General features: G+C 71.3%; 17 protein-coding genes. 1 reads left to right on the top strand and 16 read right to left on the bottom strand.

Going from position 1 to position 21,763, the window contains the following annotated elements:
- Positions 1-297: 297 nt before the first annotated feature.
- The 15 genes from ABD691_RS20975 to aspS form a co-directional block, all read right to left on the bottom strand.
- Positions 298-1,152, bottom strand: a complete 855-nt coding sequence (locus ABD691_RS20975) for a shikimate dehydrogenase (RefSeq protein WP_344682225.1) — start codon at positions 1,150-1,152, stop codon at positions 298-300.
- Positions 1,139-2,362 carry an endolytic transglycosylase MltG gene (gene mltG / locus ABD691_RS20970; protein ID WP_344682224.1) on the bottom strand — a complete coding sequence of 408 codons (1,224 nt, stop codon included), beginning with the start codon at positions 2,360-2,362 and terminating at the stop codon, positions 1,139-1,141. Before mltG ends, ABD691_RS20975 begins: the two co-directional genes overlap by 14 nt.
- Positions 2,359-2,814 carry a Holliday junction resolvase RuvX gene (gene ruvX / locus ABD691_RS20965; protein ID WP_344682223.1) on the bottom strand — a complete coding sequence of 152 codons (456 nt, stop codon included), beginning with the start codon at positions 2,812-2,814 and terminating at the stop codon, positions 2,359-2,361. The genes mltG and ruvX overlap by 4 nt, the downstream gene beginning before the upstream one ends.
- Entirely contained in the window at positions 2,811-5,483 is a 2,673-nt protein-coding gene (gene alaS, locus ABD691_RS20960) for an alanine--tRNA ligase (protein ID WP_344682221.1), read from the bottom strand. The genes ruvX and alaS overlap by 4 nt, the downstream gene beginning before the upstream one ends.
- Before the next feature lie 68 nt (positions 5,484-5,551).
- Positions 5,552-5,842: a hypothetical protein gene (locus ABD691_RS20955; protein ID WP_344682219.1), complete on the bottom strand. Its 291-nt coding sequence runs from the start codon at positions 5,840-5,842 to the stop codon at positions 5,552-5,554.
- Positions 5,839-6,240 (bottom strand): DUF948 domain-containing protein, encoded by a 402-nt coding sequence (locus ABD691_RS20950; RefSeq protein WP_344682217.1) that lies wholly within the window; start codon positions 6,238-6,240, stop codon positions 5,839-5,841. Before ABD691_RS20950 ends, ABD691_RS20955 begins: the two co-directional genes overlap by 4 nt.
- A gap of 110 nt (positions 6,241-6,350) precedes the next feature.
- Complete coding sequence (locus ABD691_RS20945; protein WP_344682215.1) at positions 6,351-7,316, bottom strand: 2-hydroxyacid dehydrogenase; 966 nt, start codon at positions 7,314-7,316, stop codon at positions 6,351-6,353.
- Positions 7,317-7,909: 593 nt separating this feature from the next.
- Positions 7,910-9,271 (bottom strand): replication-associated recombination protein A, encoded by a 1,362-nt coding sequence (locus ABD691_RS20940; protein WP_344682213.1) that lies wholly within the window; start codon positions 9,269-9,271, stop codon positions 7,910-7,912.
- Between the two features lie 36 nt (positions 9,272-9,307).
- Positions 9,308-10,813, bottom strand: coding sequence for a SulP family inorganic anion transporter (locus ABD691_RS20935; RefSeq protein WP_344682212.1), 1,506 nt, complete (start codon positions 10,811-10,813; stop codon positions 9,308-9,310).
- 119 nt (positions 10,814-10,932) lie between these two features.
- On the bottom strand, positions 10,933-11,532 hold the full coding sequence (locus tag ABD691_RS20930; RefSeq protein WP_344682210.1) for a carbonic anhydrase: 600 nt from the start codon (positions 11,530-11,532) through the stop codon (positions 10,933-10,935).
- A gap of 68 nt (positions 11,533-11,600) precedes the next feature.
- Entirely contained in the window at positions 11,601-11,972 is a 372-nt protein-coding gene (locus tag ABD691_RS20925; RefSeq protein WP_344682208.1) for a hypothetical protein, read from the bottom strand.
- Between the two features lie 332 nt (positions 11,973-12,304).
- A complete protein-coding gene (locus ABD691_RS20920; RefSeq protein ID WP_344682206.1) occupies positions 12,305-13,021 on the bottom strand; it encodes a GNAT family N-acetyltransferase in 717 nt (238 codons plus the stop codon).
- A 7-nt stretch (positions 13,022-13,028) separates the two neighbouring features.
- Positions 13,029-14,240, bottom strand: coding sequence for a phosphotransferase family protein (locus ABD691_RS20915; protein ID WP_344682204.1), 1,212 nt, complete (start codon positions 14,238-14,240; stop codon positions 13,029-13,031).
- Between the two features lie 227 nt (positions 14,241-14,467).
- Positions 14,468-15,409 carry a DUF389 domain-containing protein gene (locus ABD691_RS20910; protein WP_344682202.1) on the bottom strand — a complete coding sequence of 314 codons (942 nt, stop codon included), beginning with the start codon at positions 15,407-15,409 and terminating at the stop codon, positions 14,468-14,470.
- Positions 15,410-15,513: 104 nt separating this feature from the next.
- Positions 15,514-17,334: an aspartate--tRNA ligase gene (gene aspS, locus ABD691_RS20905; protein WP_344682200.1), complete on the bottom strand. Its 1,821-nt coding sequence runs from the start codon at positions 17,332-17,334 to the stop codon at positions 15,514-15,516.
- Positions 17,335-18,331: 997 nt separating this feature from the next.
- On the opposite strand from aspS, the gene ABD691_RS20900 reads away from it, so the two are divergent.
- The gene (locus ABD691_RS20900; RefSeq protein ID WP_344682198.1) at positions 18,332-19,375 is read left to right on the top strand and encodes a hypothetical protein; all 1,044 of its coding nucleotides are present in this window, start codon (positions 18,332-18,334) and stop codon (positions 19,373-19,375) included.
- A 702-nt stretch (positions 19,376-20,077) separates the two neighbouring features.
- Here ABD691_RS20900 and ABD691_RS20895 read toward each other — a convergent pair.
- Entirely contained in the window at positions 20,078-21,727 is a 1,650-nt protein-coding gene (locus ABD691_RS20895; protein ID WP_344682196.1) for an FAD-binding oxidoreductase, read from the bottom strand.
- Positions 21,728-21,763: the final 36 nt, after the last annotated feature.

Raw genomic sequence — 21,763 nt, 5'->3', positions numbered from 1 at the left:
GCTCGTGGTTCTGGGGCGCTCGCCGCCCCCAGACCCCCGGCAGGTCTCCGGGATGAGTGGGGGCGGTCCGCTGCGGTTCGGTTGGGGTGGTTCTCATCCCGTCGACCTCCACGGAGGGCTATCAGACCGCGTCAAGGGGGCCGGTTTGTGTTGGCACGCTGCGGTCTTCTTGTCTGTGCCCCCTTGACACGGCCTGATCGGGCTTTGCCAGGTCGACGGGATGAGAACCAAACCCCGCCCTTGTGGGTGGGGACGTTTGCTGGGCGCGTTCGCCTTGTCGGCCCACCTGCTCCTTGCTTACAGCGGGAGCGGCACTGTGTCGCCTGTGGCTGCTGCCAGCGCGTCGCGCATGGCCTTGCGGGGAGCCGTCCGGCCGGTGAACTGTTCGACCTGGCCGAAGGCCTGGTGCAGCAGCATGTCCAGGCCTGTCGCCAAGCGGCCTCCGGCCGCTTCGACCGCGCTTGCCAGCGGTGTTGGCCACGGGTGGTACACGACGTCGAGTACGCATTCCGCCGTCGCGAGCTGCGCGGCGTGGGCGTCGACCGCTCCTGCTGGCAACGTCGACACCACGACGTCGGCGGCCTTCGCCTCCTCCGCGAGGTCGACTTCGTCGAGCCGCTCCGTCCGGATCCGCAGGCCGACCCGCTCCGCGGTCTCCAGCGCCTCGCCCGCTCGCGCGGGCTCGCGGACCGCGAGGGTGACTTCGCGGATTCCCAGCTCCGCGAAGCCCGCCAGCGCTGCGGCTGCGGTGCCGCCCGCGCCCAGCAGCAGTGCGCGGTGACCCGTGGTGAAGCCTCCGGCCGCTCGCAGGGCGCCGGTGACGCCTTCGACGTCGGTGCAGTCCGCCGCCCAGGTGCCGTCCGCGCGGCGGGTCAGGGTGTTGGCCGCTCCCACTGCCGCCGCTCGTTCGGTGACCGAGTCGGCCAGTTCGAGCGCCGCCCGCTTGCCCGGCATCGTCACCGACAGCCCCGCCCACTCCGGGCCGAGACCGGCGACCAGACCCGGCAGTGCTTCGGCATCCGCCTCGATCCGCTCGTAGGTCCAGCCGTCCAGGCCGAGTTCGGCGTAGGCGGCTCCGTGCAGGACCGGGGACAGCGAGTGCTCGATCGGCTTGCCCGCCACCCCGGCCTTGCGCAGGTCAGAAGGCGCCACGTTTGCGGGCCTCCTCGATGTAGGCGTCGTGCTCCTGCTGGTTGTTGGCGAAGCAGGACGTGCCGTCCGGGTAGCACTTCACGAAGTACTTCCACGTCCCCTCGGCCGGCTTCTCCGCCGCCGCGACGGCTTCCTTGCTCACCGTCGAGATCGGCGTCGGCGGCAGGCCGTAGTTCTCGTAGGTGTTGTACGGACCCGGCCGCTTCCGGTCCTCCGGCTTGGTCAGCAGGACCGGCTTGTCCAGCGGGTAGTTGATCGTGGAGTCCAGCCCCAGCTTGATCACCGGGTGCGTCAGCCGGTTGTAGATCACCCGGGACACCTTCGGGAAGTCGCCCTCGATCCCCTCGCTCTGCACCAGCGAGGCGATGATCAGCACCTCGTACGGGCTGTGCCCGGTGCCCTCGGCCGCCTGCGGCAGACCCGCCGCCTCCAGCAGCGCCGCCGACCTGGTGATCACCTGCCGCAGCACCTCGTCCGGCTTCTCCCCCGGCTTGACGTCGTAGATGCCGGGCATCAGCAGACCTTCGAGCCTGCGCTTGGGCTCGGCCTTCGACGCACCCTCGATCGCCCACTCCGGCACGCCCAGGCTCGCCAGGTCCGCCGTCGCGGCGACCTCGTGCATCTGCTCCGGCGTCGTGCACTGGTTGCTGCCCGCGCCCGCGCAGGTCGCGTCGGCGAGCTTGGTCAGGATTCCCGGCGAGTGCCCGCCGTCCGGGGTCAGCTGGTCCTCCAGCCGCTGCCCACCGCGGATCTCCACCCGCCCGGTCTTGGCCGCGGGCGACAGGATGTGCGCGACCGCCCCCTGCCCGGACATCTTCTGCTTCATCAGGTAGAAGCCCGGCTGGATGCCGTTGATCTGCCGGTTGTTCTCCGCCGCCTTCACGAACGCCTTGGTGCTGGCGACCACGTCCGCCTGCTTGAGGCTGCTGCCGATCGCGCTGACGGTGTCGCCCGCCTTCACCTCGACCACGGCCTCACCGGTGCCGGGCCCCGGGTAGTCCTCGAACCTGCCGATCTGCAGGAACTGACTTGCCCCGTAGACGACACCACCGCCGACCAGCAGCAGGACGAACAGCCCCGCCAGGGCGGTCACCGTGCGCCGCCGCCTGCGCCGCCGGAACCGGTCCCGCTCCTCGCGGGCCTGCCTGCGACCGCTGGGCCGGGGCGGCTCTCCGGAGTCGTCTGCGAACAGTCCGAGATCGTCGCTCACGAAAGGTCCTCTCGCGTCTGCCCCCGGCCGTCCAACCACGCTTGCAGAATCTCGACCGCGGCGGCCTGGTCCACCACGGCCCGTTGCTTCTTACCGCGAACACCGCGCTTGCTCAGCATCCGACTGGCGGTAACCGTGGTGAGCCGTTCGTCGCTGAACACCACCGGCACCGGGGCGATCCGCCGTGCCAACTCCCGGCCGTAGGCCTGCGCCGCCTCCGCCGCCGGGCCGTGCCGGCCTGCCAGCGTCTTGGGCATCCCGACCACGACCTCGACCACCTCGTGCTCGGCCACGAGCGCGGCCAGCTCGGCGAGGTCGCTGCCGCCGTCGGCGTCCCGTTTCAACGTCACCAGCGGGGTCGCCAGCATCGGCGCGGGATCGCTGAGGGCGACGCCGACGCGCACCGCGCCGACGTCCACACCCAGCCGGCGTCCCGGTCCCGGCGAGGTCACCCCCGAGCCACCGCCTGGTCGAGTTCCGCGCGCAGCGCGCTGATCGCGGAGCCGATGCCCGCGGGCTCGGTGCCGCCGCCCTGCGCCATGTCCGGCTTGCCGCCGCCCCGGCCGCCGACCGCGGCGGCGAAGGAGGGCACCAGCTTCCCGGCCTTGAGGCCGAGGTCCTGCGCCGGCTGGTTGACGCCGACCACGAAGCTGACCTTGTCGCCGTCGGCGGAGAACAGCGCGACCACCGCGGGCCGCGAGCCCAGCCTGCCGCGGATCTCGCCGGCCAGCGCGCGCAGCGCGCCGCCGTCGACGCCGTCCGGCACCTGCTCGGCGACCAGCGTGACGCCGTGGACGTCGGTGCCCTTGCCCGCGAGGTCACCCGCCGACTGCAGCACCTGGGCGACCCGCAGCTGCTGGAGTTCCTTCTCCGCGCTGCGCAGCCTGCTCACCACGCCCGCGATGCGCTCCGGCAGCTCCTCGGCGGGCACCTTGAACTGCTCGGCCAGCTGGCTGACCAGCAGGTGCTCCTTGCTGATGTGGCGCATCGCGTCCATGCCGACCAGCGCCTCGACCCGGTGCACGCCGGAGCCGACCGACGAGTCCGCCACCAGCTTGACCACGCCCAGCTCTCCGATGCGGCCGACATGCGTACCACCGCACAGCTCGCGGGAGTAATCGCCCATGTCGACCACGCGGACCTGGTCGCCGTACTTCTCGCCGAACAGCGCGACCGCGCCGAGCTCCATCGCCCGGTCCATGGTCGTGGTGTAGGACCGCACCTCGACGTCGTTCTGGAGGTAGTCGTTGACCTCCTCCTCGACCCCGGTGAGCACGCTGCCCGAGACCGCGGCCGGGGCGGTGAAGTCGAAGCGCATCCGGCCCGGCGAGTTCAGCGAACCGGCCTGCGCCGCGCGCTTGCCATAGGCGCTGCGCACCGCCGCGTGCACCAGGTGCGTCGCCGAGTGCGACCGCTCGATCGCGCGCCTGCGGGCGCTGTCGACGGCGGCCTCCAGGGTGGTGTCCACCCCGAGCTCACCCGAGACGACCTTCGCCCTGTGCACGAACAGGCCCGGCACCGCCTTCTGCACGTCGAGCACCTGGATCTCGACGCCGGGGCCGGTCAGCCGCCCGGTGTCGGCGATCTGGCCACCGCCCTCGGCGTAGAACGGGGTGCGGTCCAGGATCAGCTCGACCTCGGTACCGGCGGCGGCCGACCGCGCCGGGACGCCGTCGACGAGCAGGCCCAGCACCCGGCTCTCCGACTGGAGATCGGTGTAGCCGAGGAACTCGGTGGTGCCGTGCTCGTCCAGCAGCGTCCGGTAGGTCGACAGGTCGCCGTGGCCGGACTTGCGGGACTTGGCGTCCTCCTTGGCCCGGCGGCGCTGCTCGGCCATCAGGTCGCGGAAGCCGCGCTCGTCGACCGTCAGGCCCTGCTCGGAGGCCATCTCCAGGGTCAGGTCGATCGGGAAGCCGTAGGTGTCGTGCAGCTGGAACGCCTTGGCACCGGCCAGCTGGGTACCACCGGCCTTCTTGGTGTCGGCCACCGCCAGGTCGAAGATCTTCGAACCGGCGGTCAGCGTCGCCAGGAACGCGTCCTCCTCGTTGCGCATCACCGAGTCGATGCGGTCGAACTCGGTGACCAGCTCCGGGTAGCTCGGCGCCATCGCGTCGCGCACGACGGCCGCGAACTCGCCCAGCACCGGCTCGTGCACGCCGAGCAGGCGGGTCGAGCGCACGATGCGGCGCAGCAGGCGGCGCAGCACGTAGCCGCGGGCCTCGTTGCCGGGGGTGACGCCGTCGCCGACGAGCATCACGCCGGAGCGCGCGTGGTCGGCGATCACGCGGAAGCGGACGTCGTCCTCGTGGCTCGCGCCGTAGCGGCGGCCGGACAGCTCCTCGGCCTTGGCGATGACCGGGCGGACCAGGTCGGTCTCGTAGACGTTCTCCACGCCCTGCAGCAGGCAGGCGACCCGCTCCACGCCCATGCCGGTGTCGATGTTCTTGGTCGGCAGCTCGCCGATCGGCGGGTGGCCTTCCTTCGGCGGCAGCTCACCCCTGATGTCCTGCATGAACACCAGGTTCCAGATCTCGATGTAGCGGTCCTCGTCGACGACCGGACCGCCCTCCCTGCCGTACTTGGCGCCGCGGTCGTAGTAGATCTCCGAGCAGGGACCGCCGGGACCGGGCACGCCCATGTCCCAGTAGTTGTCCTTGGCGTCGCGGACCTGGATCCGCTCGGCGGGCAGCCCGGCGACCTTCTTCCACAGGTCGGCGGCCTCGTGGTCGTGCTCGAACACGGTGACCCACAGCCGCTCCGGGTCGAAGCCGTAGCCGCCGTCGGCCTGGGAGCCGGTGACCAGCTTCCAGGCGTGCTCCATGGCGCCTTCCTTGAAGTAGTCGCCGAAGGAGAAGTTGCCCGCCATCTGGAAGAACGTGTTGTGCCGGGTGGTCTTGCCGACCTCGTCGATGTCACCGGTGCGCACGCACTTCTGGATGCTGGTGGCCTTCGGGTACGGCGCCGGGGCCTCGCCCAGGAAGTAGGGCTTGAACTGCACCATGCCCGCGTTGACGAACAGCAGCGTCGGGTCGTCGAGGATCAGCGAGGCGCTGGGCACGACGGTGTGTCCGGTGGACCGGAAGTGCTCGGTGAAGCGGTTGTTGATCTCGTGGGTCTGCACGGTGAATCCTTCGGTGGAGGGCGAGTGGCCGGGCGTGGAGGCGGCGGGACGCGCGGGCGCGTCGGGCGTCAGCGTCCCGCCCGGCGAGCTCGCCGGTCCGCCCGGCGGGCGTCGTCGTCCACCCTGGCGTAGCGGCCGTCGGCCTGCTCGACCACTTCCTGCAGCTCCTGCTCGCGTTCACTCATCCCGGCGCGCACGTCAGCGCCGAACGACCCGACCGCACCGGCGAGTTCGCGCATCGCGCCGCCGAGCTGCTCGGCCATGCCGGTGGGCGTGGCCTTGCGGGCGGTCTCGCCGAGCTTGCGGCTGATCGCCACCCCGGCGGCCACGCCGGCTCCGAACCAGAACATGCGCCTCACTTGCGACCACCCTTGCGGCGGGAGTGCCTGCCGACGGGCTCCTGCTTGCGCTTGCGGCGGGCCCGCAGCGCCTTGCTGACCCCGTAGGAGAAGGCCGCAGTCTTCACCAACGGGCCACCCAGTGTAGCCGTGAACAGCGAAGACAGGGCCGAGACGTTGCCGCTGACGGTCTTGGCGTTGGCGGTGATGCCGTCGACCCGCTCCAGCTGGGTGTTGACGTGGGTGAGCGTCGTGTTCGCGCCGGTGAACAGCGGGTCGGAGTTCTCGTGCGCCTTGCGGATCGCGATGGTCGCCTCGTCCAGCGTGCGGCCGAGCTTGACCAGCGGGATCGCCACCAGCACGACCAGCAGCACGAACGCGCCGGCTGCGATCAGTGCGGCGATCTGCGTGGGCGTCACGTGCCCTCCCGTTTTCCACGTGGTTTTGTCGACCACCGGCGTTCGCGCCGGTGGGGTGATCGCGGTCAGGTTACCGAACAGCGTGCGCCGGGTGGGTGACCGCCCGCCGATTACCCGGTGACCGGCGTGACCGGCGGTTTCCCTCCGAGCACGGCTGCCACGTTGCGCGCGGCGAGCTCGGCCATCGCGGTCCGGGTCTCGATCGTCGCCGAACCGAGATGCGGCGCGAGCGCGACGTTGTCGAGCTCCAGCAGCCCCGGATCGACGTCGGGCTCGTGCTCGAAGACGTCCAGCGCGGCGCCGCCGATGCGGCCCTCGCGCAGCGCGGACGCCAGCGCCTTCTCGTCGACCACCGGGCCGCGGCTGGTGTTGACCAGCACTGCTGTGGGCTTCATCAGCCGCAGCGCGCGCTCGTCGATCAGGTGCCGGGTCTGCTCGGTCAGCGGGCAGTGCACCGACACCATGTCCGAGTCGCGCAGCAGCTCGTCCTGGCCGAGGAAGCGCGCGTCGAGCTCGGCTTCGACGGCGGCGTCCGCGCGGCGGCGGCCGGTGTAGGCGATCCGCATGCCGAAAGCCCTGGCGCGGCGCGCGACCGCCTGGCCGATCTGCCCGAGGCCGATGATGCCGAGCGTCTTGCCCTGAAGCCCGGTGCCGAGCATGAAACCGAGGTGGAAGGTCCAGGGTTCGCGGGCGCGCAGCAGCCGCTCGCCCTCGCCGAGCCTGCGGGTGACGGCCAGCAGCAGGCCGAGCGCGAGGTCCGCGGTCGCGTCGACGAGCACGCCGGGGGTGTTGGTCACGACCACCCGGTGCCGGGCGAGCGCCTCGACGTCGATGTTGTCGTAGCCGACCGCGACGTTGGCAACGACCTCCAGCTGCGGGCCCGCGGCCTCGGCAACCGAGCCGTCCACCCGGTCGTGCAGCATCGCGACGACGCCGTGCGCGCCCCGGACCGCCTCCTTCAGCTCGTCGGCCGTCAGCGGCCGGTCCTGGCCGCAGACCACGACTTCCCCTGCCGCCCGCAGGATCTCCAGGGCCAGCTCCGGCACGGTCCTGGTGACCACGATCCGCCTGTCCACTCCGAAACTCCTGTCGTCGCCGTGCCGGGCAGCGCGAATCTACCCGGGCCCGGCTGCCGTACGTGGTCGCCGTTCCCCCGGTTTCACTACTCAAGAACCACCGCACGCGTGCTCCGGCAGCCAGGCGCAGCGGCCGATGATTGATTGATCAACTTGCTGTTCGCGTCCGGCCCGAGCGACCGGAGGTTCGGCCCAACCTGATCAGGAGGGGTTCGGTGTTGAGGTCCAGCAACGCCCGCCCGGTGCCACGGCTGCGGCATTCCGGGCGATCGACCGCGCACCACCGGGAACGGCATGGTGTTTCCACATGAGCGACGCGGACTTCACTGCGCCGGTCGCCGACCGCTCCCGGCGGTCCCCGACCGGCGGACTCGGCAACCAGACCTGTCCCATCTGCGGGGGGCCGATGATTCCCGTGCAGGGGACCGGGGATTGGGTGTGTCCGCGGTGTTGAGCGCGGTTGGCCCCAGACCCCCGGCAGGTCTCCTGGACCGAAGCGGGTTTGCCGGTTCGGTTGGGGACTTCGCGGCCGGGCGCGTGGGCTCTGAGGTTCGCCGTTCTGACTTGGTGCCCGACCCGCCTTGAAGCCCTGCCTACCCGCCAGATCCGCCGCGCACGATGTCGCGCAGCTTCGGCACGCGCTCGCCGAGCGTGCGCTCCGCGCCGCGGCCGGTGGGGCGGTAGTAGTCCCGTCCGACCAGCTCGTCCGGCGGGTACTGCTGGCGCAGCACGCCCTCCGGCTTCTCGTGCGGGTAGCGGTAGCCCTGCGCGTTGCCGAGCTTGCTCGCGCCCGCGTAGTGACCGTCGCGCAGGTGCGGGGGCACCGGGCCCGCCTTGCCCGCGCGGACGTCGCCGATCGCTTCCTCGATCGCCGTCGTCACCGCGTTGGACTTCGGTGCGGTGGCCAGGTGGATGGTGGCCTGCGCCAGCACGAGCCTGCCCTCCGGCATGCCGATGAACTGGACCGCGTGCGCGGCGGCGACCGCGGCCTGCAACGCCGTCGGGTCGGCCAGGCCGATGTCCTCGCTGGCGTGCACGACGAGCCTGCGGGCGATGAACCGCGGGTCCTCCCCCGCCTCGACCATCCTGGCCAGGTAGTGCAGCGCGGCGTCCACATCGGACCCGCGGATCGACTTGATGAACGCGCTGACCACGTCGTAGTGCTGGTCGCCGCCGCGGTCGTAGAGCACCGCCGCGCGGTCGACGGTGGCTTCGACGGTCGCCAGGTCGATCACGTCCGCGCCGGTGGAGGTGGCCGACTCGGCCGCCGCCTCCAGCGCGGTCAGCGCCCGCCTCGCGTCTCCCCCGGCCAGCGACACCAGGTGCGCCTCGGCGTCGTCGGCCAGCCGCAGCGCACCGCCCAGACCTCGCTCGTCGGTGACCGCGCGGCACAGCAGCTCGCGGATGTCCTCGTCGCCGTGGCTGCGCAGTTGCAGCACCAGCGACCGCGAAAGCAGCGGGGCGACCACGGAGAAGAACGGGTTCTCCGTGGTCGCCGCCACCAGCAGCACCGTGCGGTCCTCGACCGCGCCGAGCAGCGCGTCCTGCTGCGTCTTGGAGAAGCGGTGCACCTCGTCGATGAACAGGACCGTCGACTCGCCCGACCGGCCGAGCCTGCGCCTGGCCTCCTCGATGACCGCCCGGACCTCCTTCACCCCGGACGACAGCGCCGACAGCGCCGCGAACCGGCGCCCGGTCGCCCGGGACACCAGGTTCGCCAGCGTCGTCTTCCCGGTCCCCGGCGGCCCGTACAGCAGCACCGACGCCGGGGCCGCGCCCTCGACCAGCCTGCGCAGCGGGGCCCCCGGCCCCAGCAGGTGGTCCTGGCCGACCACCTCGTCCAGCGACCGGGGCCGCATCCGCACCGCCAGCGGCGCGTTCTCGGCCAACCGCTCGCCTGCCCGGTCCTCGGTCTCGGCGCCGAACAGCCCTTCGTCGAACAGGCCCTCACTCACCCCGCCGACGCTACCGGGCACCCACGACGGCCCCGGTCAGCCGGTCCTCGCGGGCAGCGCGACCTCGACGCTGTCCTGGCTGCGCCTGCGCTGAGCGGCCCAGTGCTCGACGGCCTGGTGGCAGGCGCGGTCGAGGTGGCGGACCATGGTCATGTCCAGGTGCACGTGCTTGCCGTCGGGCAGCCGCTCGAGGTGGTCGAGCAGCCGGGGCAGCCGCAGGAAGGTCGCGTTGCCGCCGAACTCGACGCGCACGTGGTCCTCGCGGTGGTGGTGCTCCACGGAGAACCGCGACATCTCCAGCGCGGTCTTCAGGATCGCGACGCCGAGGCCGACGAGGGTGCCGATGAGCAGGTCGGTGGCCACGATCATGCCTGCGGTCAGCACCACGACGAACGCCTCCGACTTGTGCTCGCGCACCAGCGCGACGACCTGCTTGAGCTCCAGCAGCTTCCAGCCGGCCTGGATCAGCAGGGCGGCCAGGACGGCGGTCGGGATGAAGTTGAGCACCCCGGGCAGCAGCATCACGAACAGCAGCAGCCAGCAGCCGTGCAGCACGCGGGACAGCTTGGTCCGCGCACCCGCCTGGACGTTGGCCGAGCTGCGCACGATCACCGCTGTCATCGGCAACGCGCCAAGCAGACCGCACACCGCGTTGCCCGCGCCCTGGGCGACGAGTTCCTTGTTGTACTGGGTTTTCGGGCCGTTGTGCATCCGGTCCACCGCCGCGGCGCTGAACAGGCTCTCCGCCGAGGCGATCAACGCGAAGGTGAGCATCGAGCCGAGCAGCGCCGGGTCGAGCAGTCCGCCCCAGGCGGTGGGTGGGTTGATCGCCTCCAGCAAGGAGCCGACCTCGATCTTCTTCACCGGCAGCGCCGCCACCAGTGCCACCGCGGAAGCGACGACGACCGCGATGAGCGCCCCCGGGACCAGGCGGACCTTCTCGGGCAGGCGGCCCCACAGCGAGATCACGACCAGGGTCAGCACCGCGAGGAACAGCCCGCTCAGGCCGACCGGCGTGGTCAGCGCGGTGATGGCGAGATCGGGGATGCCCGCGAACTTCTCCGGCGTGTGGGCCGGCTGCGGCAGGCCGCCGACGGGGTAGATCTGGCCCAGGATCAGCACCAGCCCGATCCCGGCCAGCATCCCCTGCACCACCGACGGCGAGATCGCCCGGAACCAGGAACCGATCCGGGACACGCCCATCAGGATCTGCAGGACACCCGCGCCGAGCACGATCACCCCGAGCGCGGCCAGGCCGTGCTGGCCCACCGCCGACGCGACCAGCACGGTCAGCCCCGCGGCGGGGCCGCTGACCTGCATCGTGCTCCCCGGCAGCAGGCCGACGACGATGCCGCCGACAACACCGGTGATGATCCCCAGCTCGGCCGGGACACCGGAGGCGACGGCCACGCCGACGCACAGCGGCAGCGCCACGAGGAACACCACGAGAGAAGCACCGAGATCGGCACCGAACGATTCCTTCGGCCAACGCGGCGCACTTCGCCGCACCGCGGGACGCGGCGCCTCGACATGCGTAGACATGAATGCACTCCAAATTGGGAGGTTTTCGGAAAAAGGGAATGCGGAAGCGCGCCCGCACCTTTGATCGCGCGGGCGTGCCCCGGTGGTGGTTGGTCGTGCGGCGGGATCGCCGCCAGGGATCAGAGCGGGAGGAAGTCCGAGTCCGACCTCAGGTCGCTCGGGCAGACGTAGACCAGGCCGGTGTCGATCTCGTAGAACCAGCCGTGCACGCGCAACGTGCCCGCCTCGACCCGCTCCCGCACGAACGGGTAGTCGTACAGGGTCCTGAGCTGGGCCCGCAGGTGGCGCTTGCTCTCCATCCGGACACCGTCCGACGGCTCCGCCGGTTCGGTGGACGCGTCGGTGCCCAGCCAGGTCCGCAGCGCGGGCAGCTGGTCCAGGCCGCGTCCGGCCGCGGTGAGCGCGGTGACCGCGCCGCAGTGCGAGTGCCCGCACACGATGATCTCCGGGATGCCGAGCACCAGCACGGCGTATTCGATCGTGCCCATTTCACTCGACCCGGAATCCGGCTTGTACGCCGGAACGATATTCCCCGCAGTGCGCAGCTCGAACAGTTTTCCGGGTTCGGCACCGGTGATCTGGGAAGGGATGACCCGCGAATCGGAGCAGCCGATGAACAAGGCTGCGGGCTGCTGTCCGGCGGCCAGCTGGCGGCGCTGGTCGGCCGGCAGCATGCTCGGGTGACGACGTGCGTGGTGCACGAAGTGCTCGAAATTCATTGCTCGCCCCACTCAAGGTGAACAGTGTTGTTGTCGGCACGCAACGCCCGTGTTTCGGGCGGGTTACCTCAGTGCCGGAACACCTGGAGAGCGGCGGGTGAGTGGAGTTCTCTGAAGCACTTCTCGTGCGGTTTGGAATTTCTTGAGGGAGGCACGGCCAGCGGGCGCAGCCGGTCGGCCACACCGTGCTGCATGCTCCCCGGAAGCGGCCTGTGGCCGCGCTCGGCCGGCTCGAAGTCCCTCCGGTGGAAGGTGATTCCGGGCAGCCGCTCGCGGTGCTTCTGGCTCTCCCGGTGCTCGTTCTTCTCTTCCGATGTCGACGGCGCCGACTGCGCCACCGGCCCGGCGACGGCCGAGGACTGGGGGCCGACGACAGCCAGCAACACCACGAAAAGCAGGAATATACCCGCTCTCACAGTGCCCCAAAGCAGCCCGACCACCGGTTCCTCCCACGATATGAAACGCGACTGATGCCGCCCCCGATCTCCTCGTCGAGAGTAGGGGGCGGAGGTATCAAAACGTTGAACTCAAGGTATCCGATATAGGCGGTTGGTCCGCAAGTCTCGGTTGAGATGAGCGGGGTCCGCCGAATGAAGAAATGTTCATTCGACAACACGCCCGTCACCTGCAAATTCACCCCAAAGGGCCCTCGCGGAACGGGGTCGGGGGCTGTCCGCGGGGGTACTGGCGGGTAGGACGGCGGGAAAAGTGTGATCGAGCTAACGCAGCGTGCCGGGCGAACCGCGACGCGTCACCCAAGCGGACCAGACGATTACCCGACCCGATAGTGGTAACCGTGCGAGCGCCGGAACCCCGCCTTCTCGTACAGCGCCCGCGCGCCGGGGTTGTCCGCCTCGACCTGGAGGAACAGCCGCCGCGCGCCCGCTCCGGCCGCCCAGCGCGCGCCCGCGCGCAGCACCGAGCCGGCGACCCCGCGCCTGCGCCGGGACTCGGCCGTGGCCATGCAGTAAACCCCGCACCAGGAACCGGAAACCGCGAACAGCCCGACGCCCGCGGCCACGCCGTCCTCCACCGCGACCGCGAACCCGGCGGGCCCGGCCATCGCGTCCAGCCCCGGCTCCACCGGCTGCCCGACCGCCGCGCACGCCGCGAACCACGACTCGTGCGGATCGGCCTCCAGCCGGACCTCCAGCCCGGGCTCAGCAGCCGCGACCGGCTCGACGTCGGCCACCATCACCTCGGTCTCCGACACCGCGCGGTAGCCGCGCCCGGCGAGGAAGCCGTCGAGCTCCCCGTGCCGCTCCAACGGGCTCACCTGCACCACCGGACGGCACCCGCGCTCGGCGTAGAAACCCTCCACCGCCTCGACCGCCGACCCCACGTCCGCGATCACGGCAGGAGGCAGCGCCGAGTTGGAGCGCTTGCGGCGGACCACCTCGCAGTGCCGCAGGAACCAGCCGTCCGCCCGCTCGACGGTCGACGCGGGCCAGGTCGCCACCGCGGCGCGTTCCACCTGGTCTTCGAGCAAGCGGTCGCTACTCGGTCCGGAACGCCGGGTACGGGAGCAGGTGCAGCGCTCCCGCCCCGAAGCGGTCCACGAGCGCGTCCACCAGCCGGCCTGCGTGGTCGACGAGCTCGGTCATGCCCGCGGCCTCGGCATCGGTGCGCAGGTGCCGCCAGCGGTCCACCAGCGCCGTGCTGCGGCGCGGCGAGGGCATGTGCAGGTCGATCGGCCGGTCGGTCTCACCGGTGCGCGGCAGGAACCACCACGTCGACACCCAGACCCACAGCAGCTGCGCGTCGAACAGGCGCGGCAGCAGGACCTCGTCGTCGTCGAGTTCCGGCCACACCTCCACGATCTCCGAGCGCCAGGTCGACAACATGCCCTCGGCCAGGTTGTCCGGCAGCGCGTAGGAGCACCACGAGGACGGGAACGGGTACTGCAGGTACGCCGCGTCGAGCGCGACGTCGCGCACGCAGCCCCACTCGAAGTCCAGGAACCGCACCCCGGTCCCGGTGACCAGGCTGTTGTCCGGGCAGATGTCGGACGGGCTGAACGAGCGGTACCTGCTCTGCCCGAGGAGTTCGGCCGCGCTGGTCAGCCGCTCGACGACCGCGGGCGAGGTCCGCACGCCGAGGATCTGGTCCAGCAGCTCGGGCAGCTCGGTCAGCGAGCGCACGATGTCGTCGGCCACCGGGTCGGTCCACGACTTGGTGCCCAGCCGCCGCATCAGCGCGTCGAAGTCCGGCTCGCTGCCCGCCATCGTGGTGTGCAGCCGTCCCAGCGCCCGCGCCCACGACAGCAGCGCGCGCTCGGCGGCGCGGGGGTCCTCGCCGAACAGGACGTCGGCCAGCGTCGAGCCGCGTCCGAGGTCCTCCAGCACCAGCAGGCGCTCGTTGACGTCGTGGGCGATCAGCTCGGGCCCGACCCGCATCTCCGGCGGCAGCGAGGTCGACAGCTGACAGCTGGCCGCCTCGTGCGCGAACGGATCGGACCGGGCCGACTCCGGACACTCCCCGTAGTGCTTGACCACGAGGGTCCGCGGCAGCTCGAAGGGGGACTCGGCAACCCGGACCCGCATCACGACCGAACGGTCGCTGCCGCCGAGGTCCTCGGCATCGGCGAGCCGCACCGCGGCCCCGGTACGCCTGCTGAGCACGGCTTCCGCGGTGCCGACGGTGTCGGTCACCTCCGTGCTCGCAGGGATGCGGACCTCCGGCGGGCCGGTGGTGATCTCCACGCTCATCGTCTCCAGACCCTACCCCCACTGCCCGAACCCGAACGGGCATGACCGGTCAAGTGACACACAGCTGGTGGTAAACCGTAAGCGCTGTGTGTTCGCCAGGCGGTTCTCCTCCTTTGCTCCAACCACCGAGCGGCCCCCTTGGACGATGACGGAGCCCCGTACCGCCCACGTTGCACGACAACGACGAACACGCAACCGCCTTCCTGTTTACCCCTCCGCGCAAGGAGTTACGACAGTTCGCGGGTGCGCACCCGGTCCTCGGCGCGCTCGGGTGCGCCGCGCACCAGCAGCACGAGGACCCCGGCCAGCACGATCCCCACCAGGTTGACAACCAACTGGGTGGCTGACCCCACGGCCTGTCCCCAGTCCCGGAGCAGCAACGCCACCACCGAGTAGCCGGCGGCGGGAACCGTGGTCACCGAGATGAACACCCCGACCAGCGCCGCCGACTTCGCCGAGGTCAGCGAGAGCATCCCGGCCGCTCCGGCGAGCAGCGCCACGATCAGCGACGACCAGCCGACGGTGTAGACGAACGACACCTGACCTCCGGTCGGCAGGCTGCTCGCGTCGATCAGCCCGGTCCACTTGCCCGCCAGCGTCGCCAGCGCGGTCACGCCCATCGCCACCGGGAAACCGACGGCGAGCGCGACCGCGGCCCGCCGCACCAGCAGCCACCGGCGGCACACCAGCCCCACCGCCAGCGCGGCCAGCGGCCCGAACTCGGGGCCGACGACCATCGCGCCGACGATGGTCACCGGGGAGTCGGTCACCACGCCCACCGCGCCCAGCAGGCACGCGATGGACAGGAACGCCAGGAAGGTGCCGTTGAGCCTGCACTCCTCGCCGGTGTTGGCGATCAGCTGGTCCCACACCACGGCGTCGGACCCTTCCCCGGGAGCGGACTCCTCGGCCCGCTCGGCGCGTTCGGAGATCGTGGTGCCCGCGTCGGTGAGCACGACCGCCCCGTCCTCGCCGAGTTCCGCCGCTCCGATGGCGTCGAGTACGTCGTCGGCGGCCTCCCTGGCCACATCGGCCTCGATCAGGTCCCCCGGCGGGTCCAGCGCGCCGCCGCGGGCGATCGTCAGGTGCGTCGCACCCGGCTGCGCGCGCAACGCGGCGAGCACGGTCTCGGTTCGTCCAGCGGGGCAGATGACGCGCAGGTGAAGCACGGCTCGTGTCCTCGTTCCAACCCGGTCCGGCAGTGGCTACCGGACGCTAATGCACGGCGGGCCCGCGCGATCGGTGATCGCACGGGCCCGCGGACCGGAAAACCTCAGCCCTGCTTCTCGACCACCCCGGGCGGGAAGACCGAGATGCTCTCGCCGCCGACCTGCGAAGCGGGCTTGGCGTCGACCCCGGCCTCCTTGCGCTGCTCGACCGTGATCGGCGAGGGGGCGCCGGTCAGCGGGTCGAAGCCGCCGCCGCTCTTGGGGAAGGCGATGACGTCGCGCAGCGAGTCGGCACCGGCCAGCAGCATGGTGATCCGGTCCCAGCCGTAGGCGATGCCGCCGTGCGGCGGCGGGCCGTACTTGAACGCCTCCAGCAGGAAGCCGAACTTGTCCTGCGCCTGCTCCTCGGAGATGCCCAGGATCTCGAACACCCGCTGCTGCACGTCGGAGCGGTGGATACGGATCGAGCCGCCGCCGATCTCGTTGCCGTTGCAGACCATGTCGTAGGCCCAGGCCAGCGCGTTGCCCGGGTCGGACTCGAAGTTGTCGACCCAGTCGGCGTTGGGCGAGGTGAACGGGTGGTGCACCGCGGTCCAGCGGCCGGAGCCCACCGCGACGTCGTCGCTCTGGTCGACCAGCTCGAACATCGGGGCGTCGACGATCCACACGAACGCCCAGGCGTCGTGGTCGATCAGGCCGCAGCGCTCGCCGATCTCCAGCCGCGCCGCGCCCAGCAGGCCGCGGGCCGGGCCGGGCTCGCCCGCGGCGAAGAAGACGCAGTCGCCGGGGGCGGCGCCGACGGCCTTGGCCAGGCCCTCGCGCTCGGCCTCGGACAGGTTCTTGGCGACCGGGCCGGACAGCTCGCCGTCCTCGCCGACCAGCACGTAGGCCAGGCCCTTGTGCCCGCGCTGCTTGGCCCACTCCTGCCAGGCGTCGAGCTGGCGGCGGGGCTGGCTCGCACCGCCGGGCATCACGACCGCGCCGACGTACGGGGCCTTGAACACCCGGAACGGGGTGTCGGCGAAGTACTCGGTCATCTCGGTGAGCTCGAGGCCGAAGCGCAGGTCCGGCTTGTCGGTGCCGTAGCGGGCCATCGCGTCGGCGTAGGTCATCCGCGGGATCGGGCGCGGGATCTCGTGGTCGGCGAGCCGCTTCCACAGCTGGCCGATGATCTCCTCGCCGAGCTCGATGACGTCGTCCTGGTCGACGAAGCTCATCTCGATGTCGAGCTGGGTGAACTCGGGCTGGCGGTCGGCGCGGAAGTCCTCGTCCCGGTAGCAGCGGGCGATCTGGAAGTAGCGCTCCAGGCCGCCGACCATCAGCAGCTGCTTGAACAGCTGCGGCGACTGCGGCAGCGCGTACCAGTTGCCGGGCTGGAGGCGGGCCGGGATCAGGAAGTCGCGGGCGCCCTCGGGGGTGGAGCGGGTCATCGTCGGGGTCTCGACCTCGACGAAGTCGCGGCCGTGCAGGACCTCGCGGGCGATGCGGCTGATCTCGCTGCGCATCCGCATGGCCCGGGCCGGGCCGGGGCGGCGCAGGTCCAGGTAGCGGTGCCGGAGCCGGACCTCCTCGCCGACCTCCAGGTGCTCGTCGAGCGGGAACGGCAGCGGGGCGGACTCGGAGAGGACCTCCAGTTCGGTGGCGGTCACCTCGATCTCGCCGGTGCCGATCTCGGGGTTCTCGTTGCCCTCCGGCCTGCGCACGACCTCGCCGGTGATGCGCAGGCAGAACTCGGAGCGCAGCCGGTGGGCGCGCTCGGCCATCTCGCCCTCGCGGAAGACGACCTGGGCCACGCCGGAGGCGTCGCGGAGATCGATGAAGATCACTCCACCGTGATCGCGGCGGCGCGCCACCCACCCGGCCAAGGTGACGGACTGCCCGGCATGACCGGCGCGAAGCGATCCGGCCTCGTGCGTGCGCATCACGGGTACTGAGCTCCTCTTCATGGACGGCGCGGGATCTGGTCAGCGCCCCGGCGCCGGTGCCCGCGGCGGCGTGGCGGCCTGCGGACGGCGGCGAGGACGTGAGATGTCAAGGCTAGCCAACCGGCGGGCGGGGCTGTCGAGCAGGTTTCGTTCCGGAGGCCGCGGTCGGCAGCGGGGTTGGCGGGCGGGCGGCGGCGGGGTCGGCGGGCCGGCGGCGGGGTCGACGCGGGGCTGCGGTCGGCAGGTCGGCGCAGGGGCTTCGGGCGGGTCGACGATGAGGATTGCGGCCCCACGACGTGGCCGGTCCCGAGGTGGCCACCGTGTCGCGACTGGCCACAGTCTCGCGGCAGGGCCAGAGCCCCGCAGTGGCCGCAATCTCGCGACTGGCCACAGTCCCGCGACGTGGCCGACGTCCCGAGATGGTCCCAGTCTCACGGCTGGCCACGGTCCCGTGGGTGGCGCCAGCCCCAACTGGCCGCAGTCCCGTGGCTGGCCCCAGTCCGGTGGCTGGCGGCAGTCCCGTGGGCGGCCCCAGTCCCCGACTGGCCGCAGTCCTGTCGGCGGCCCCAGTCCCGTGGGCGGCCGCAGTCCTGTGGGTGGCCACGGTCTCGTGGGGGCCGCAGTCCCATGGGGGCCGCGTTCTCACCGCACGGCCGCCGGACTCCACGCCCGGTTGCCCTGCGCGACCTCCGCGTCGCCGCGGCCGAGCGCCCGCCGGCACCGTCCGGCCACAGTGGACGTTGTCCGCGATGCGGACGCCGCGGACCCGGCAAATGGTCGATACCAATTTGGCGGCGGCCGGTCCAGAATTCGGGTCATCGCAGCCGTTATCAGTGATCAGCCGAGTGCCGGTTCGAGTGATCACCGGACCGAAACCATCCTTAAGTCGGGTCCCCCACCGCCTTAAGTACTAGGACCAATCCGGTACTCAGTCGTTGCACATCGTTGATCCACTCATTAGGTTTAGTGCGGAATTCGGCGGACACGAGGAGTAACGATGACCGGTCCGAAAACCGAGCCGCGTTCGACAGCATCCACCGTCGTCCGCGCCGAGCGCGAGAGCACCATCTCGGCCGAACTCGCCGAGCTCCTGCGCACCGGGCCGTTCGAAGCCGCCCTGCGCACGGCGATCCGCTGCAGCAGGTTGAGCCTGGAGCGAATCCAGCACCGGCTGCGCGCCCGGGGCACCCCGGTCAGCATCACCGCCCTGAGCTACTGGCAGTCCGGTCGCCGCAGGCCCGAACGGCCCGATTCGCTGCTGGCCCTCCAGCAGCTCGAAAGCGTCCTCGGCGTACCGGAAGGTTCGCTGTCCGCGCTGCTGGGACCACCCCGCCCGCGCGGCCGCACCCGCCAGGCGTCCAGCGACGCGCCGCCGCTGAGCGCGCTGTGGGCCGACAACGAGTCCGCGGTCGAGCTGCTGACCAGGATCGACACCAGCCACGACAGCAAGCTCACCCGGCTCAGCCACCACGACGTGGTGCACATCGACGACCAGGGCAAGCTGCGCAAGATCCGCACCCGCAAGCTCATCCGCGCCGAGTGCAACGGCGCCGACCGGTGGATCATCATGTTCGACGGGGCCTCGTCCAGCGAGACGCCGCCGATCATCCGGCCGATCCGGTCCTGCCGGCTCGGCCAGGTGCTCACCGACCACGCCCGCGACATGGTGGTCGCCGAGCTGCTGTTCGACCGCGCCCTGGCGCGCGGCGAGACCACGCTGATCGAGTACGAGATCATCGAGCCGCCGACCGGCCTCAACGAGGACGACCACACGTTCTGCAGGCTCTTCCGGCTCCCGGTGCGGCAGTACGTCATCGAGCTGCAGTTCGACCCGGCGCGCCCGCCGGTGCGGTGCGAGAGCTACGTGGGCGACTCCACCTCGCAGGAGGTCGAGCCGCCGAAGCCGCTGACCGTCGACCGCTACGGCCGGACCCACGCGGTCGCCCTCGACTTCGGCATGGGCGTCTTCGGCGTCCGGTGGGACCCGGACCTGGCGGCATCCGGACCGACCGCTGCCGCAACCCGGACGAATGGACGTTGATCCGTTCAGCTTATTCAGTCGAGCACGCACCGTAACGACGGCCCGGGTTTTCCGGGCCGTTTCGTTGAGATCCGAACGAGATCGGCCCGGATTTGCCCGGCAGAAACAACGGCCTTCTGGACGAGAAGTGAAGAAATCGTTTTCTCGATTGGGGCGCGGGAGAACGGCCGAAATCCGCGATTATTCCGAGCGGGAAATCAGCGGCCACCCTGGAAGCTTCGCGATCACTGGGAACGCAGCTGAGCCCGCCGAGTGCTCCCGGTGGCCGCAGCACCGCTCAAACCGCCGCAGCAGGCGCCGGTGCTCCTGGCGGAGGCGGCGACCCGCCGGTGCTCTCGGCGAGGCCACGAACAAGATCGCGTGGCTACCGGACCGGACGCTCCCGCCGGAGCCGCCGCCGGCACCATGCGGCGGCCAGCGGCCGTCGCAGCTACCGAGACCACGCAGCTACCGGCGTCCGTCGCGGGCACCGAGCCACGCAGCCACCGACGCCCGTCGCAGGCACCGGAGTCCATCGCGGGCACCGAGCCACGCAGCCACCGAGACCACGCGCCCATCGGAGTCCGTCGCCACCGGCCCCCACCGCGCCCGCTGACGCCCACCGCGCCACCGGCGCCCGTCGCTCGCCCACCGGCACCCGTCGCGGGCGCCGGAGTGGCGTCCGCGACGGGCGGGCCGTCGCCGTGGCGACGGCCGGGATCGTCACTGCTGTCCCGGTAACCGGATCGACTGGGCGTGGCGGAAGATGTCCTGCGGGTCGTAGGCGGCCTTGGCCTGCTGCAACCTCGGGTAGTTCCCCTTGAAGTACAGCTCGTGCCAGGGCACGCCGGAGGAGTTCCACTCCGGGTCGGCCAGGTCGCCGTCGGCGTAGTTGATGAAGCAGCCGTCGGTGACGTCGTTGGGGACCGAGACTCCACCGGTGCCTGCGTAAACGGACCGGTAGACGTTGCGGTGGTAGTCGATGTGCTTGGCGTCCTCGCTCGGGTTCGCCCACGTCGTGCCCCACAGCAGCTTGAGCACGCTGTCGCGGTGCGGCTGGGCCGTCGCGTCCGGTGCGACCGCGTTGACCTGGCAGCCGTGGGTGGCGATCGTCAGGACGTAGCCCGGGTGGTCGTAGTCGGTCTCGGCCAACACCCGGTACAACGCGCCGATCTGGTCGTCGGTCAGGCCCTTGCGGTGGTAGCTCGACTTGTACTTGTACCGCTCGGTCGGGTTGCCGCCCGCGAAGCCGGGCCAGCCGGTGCCCTGCTCGAACGGGAGCTCGTGCTTCTCCTGGTAGAACTCCACGTCGACGCCGACGCCGTCGTTGATCGCCGCGATGAAGTCGTCGAGCAGCTTTCCGGCGCCCGGGACCGAGGTGTCCATCTGGACCGACAGCAGCACCTGCCCGGCGGCGCGCGCCTCCGGATCCAGCCGGGCCATGAGGCCGCGGTACGGCGAGTCCGGCGCGCTGTTCTCCTCGCACCAGGTGCCGTAGTTGCGCACCAGACGGGAGAAGCTGCGCTCGTCGAGCTTGTCCCACGGCCATCGCAGCCACGCCACGAACAGCGTCGACGGCGGGGCGGGCAGCAGCCGCGACGGCTCGCCCGTGGCACCGGGCGTGCGGAAGAAGTAGCGGGTCACGACGCCGAAGCTGCCTCCGCCGCCACCGGTGTGCGCCCACCACAGGTCGTGGTTCGGGTCGGCCGGATCGCGGGTGGCGATCACGGCGCGGGCGGTGCCCTCCGCGTCCACGACGACGACTTCGACGGCGTGCAGGTGGTCGACGATCAGGCCGTGCCGCCTGCTGAGGTTGCCGTAACCACCGCCCGGGACGTGGCCGCCGACGCCGACCGACGGGCACGAGCCACCGGGCAGCGTCACGCCCCAGCCCTTGAACAGGGTCGAGTACACATCGCCCAGGCGGGCCCCGCCGCCCGCGTAGAAGGCGCCCATCCCGGCGTCGTAACCGATGTCTGCCATCCGCGACAGGTCGACGATCGCCTGGACCTCGGGGTGGTCCACGAAGTCCTCGTAGCAGTGCCCACCGCCGCGCACGCTGATCCGCTTGCCCGCGCGGACCGCGTCCTGGACGGCGCCGACGGCCTGGTCGGTGGTGCCCGGCAGGTGGATCGACTCGGGCCTGCTCGCGAACCGCTGGTTCTGCCCCCTGGTCAGCGCGGGATAGCGGATGTCGCCCTCGACCACGACCGGCGCAGGCTCGGCGGCCCCGGACCGCGCGGGACCGGTCGGCGCTGCCTGGGCGGCACCGGTCGCGGCTCCCGCGACGAGTGCCGATCCGCTCAGCGAGGCAGCCCCCGCGAGCAGGGTCCGCCGTGACACTCCGCCCATGTACTCGACCTCCGTCGCCATCCTCTTGGTGGTTCACGGACACGTGCGTGCGAACAA

The sequence above is a fragment of the Saccharopolyspora taberi genome (assembly GCF_039534165.1).
GTDB classification, from domain to species: Bacteria; Actinomycetota; Actinomycetes; order Mycobacteriales; family Pseudonocardiaceae; genus Saccharopolyspora_D; species Saccharopolyspora_D taberi.
Note: the sequence above shows the minus strand (reverse complement) of the source record. Positions and strands in the feature narration are given on the sequence as shown.

Bases quoted from the DNA above. Each gene is read 5' to 3' on its own strand.
- ABD691_RS20915 (WP_344682204.1), bottom strand. From the start codon at position 14,240: ATGAGCGTGGAGATCACCACCGGCCCGCCGGAGGTCCGCATCCCTGCG.
- ABD691_RS20895 (WP_344682196.1), bottom strand. From the start codon at position 21,727: ATGGCGACGGAGGTCGAGTACATGGGCGGAGTGTCACGGCGGACCCTG.
- ABD691_RS20900 (WP_344682198.1), top strand. From the start codon at position 18,332: ATGACCGGTCCGAAAACCGAGCCGCGTTCGACAGCATCCACCGTCGTC.
- ABD691_RS20935 (WP_344682212.1), bottom strand. From the start codon at position 10,813: ATGTCTACGCATGTCGAGGCGCCGCGTCCCGCGGTGCGGCGAAGTGCG.
- ABD691_RS20930 (WP_344682210.1), bottom strand. From the start codon at position 11,532: ATGAATTTCGAGCACTTCGTGCACCACGCACGTCGTCACCCGAGCATG.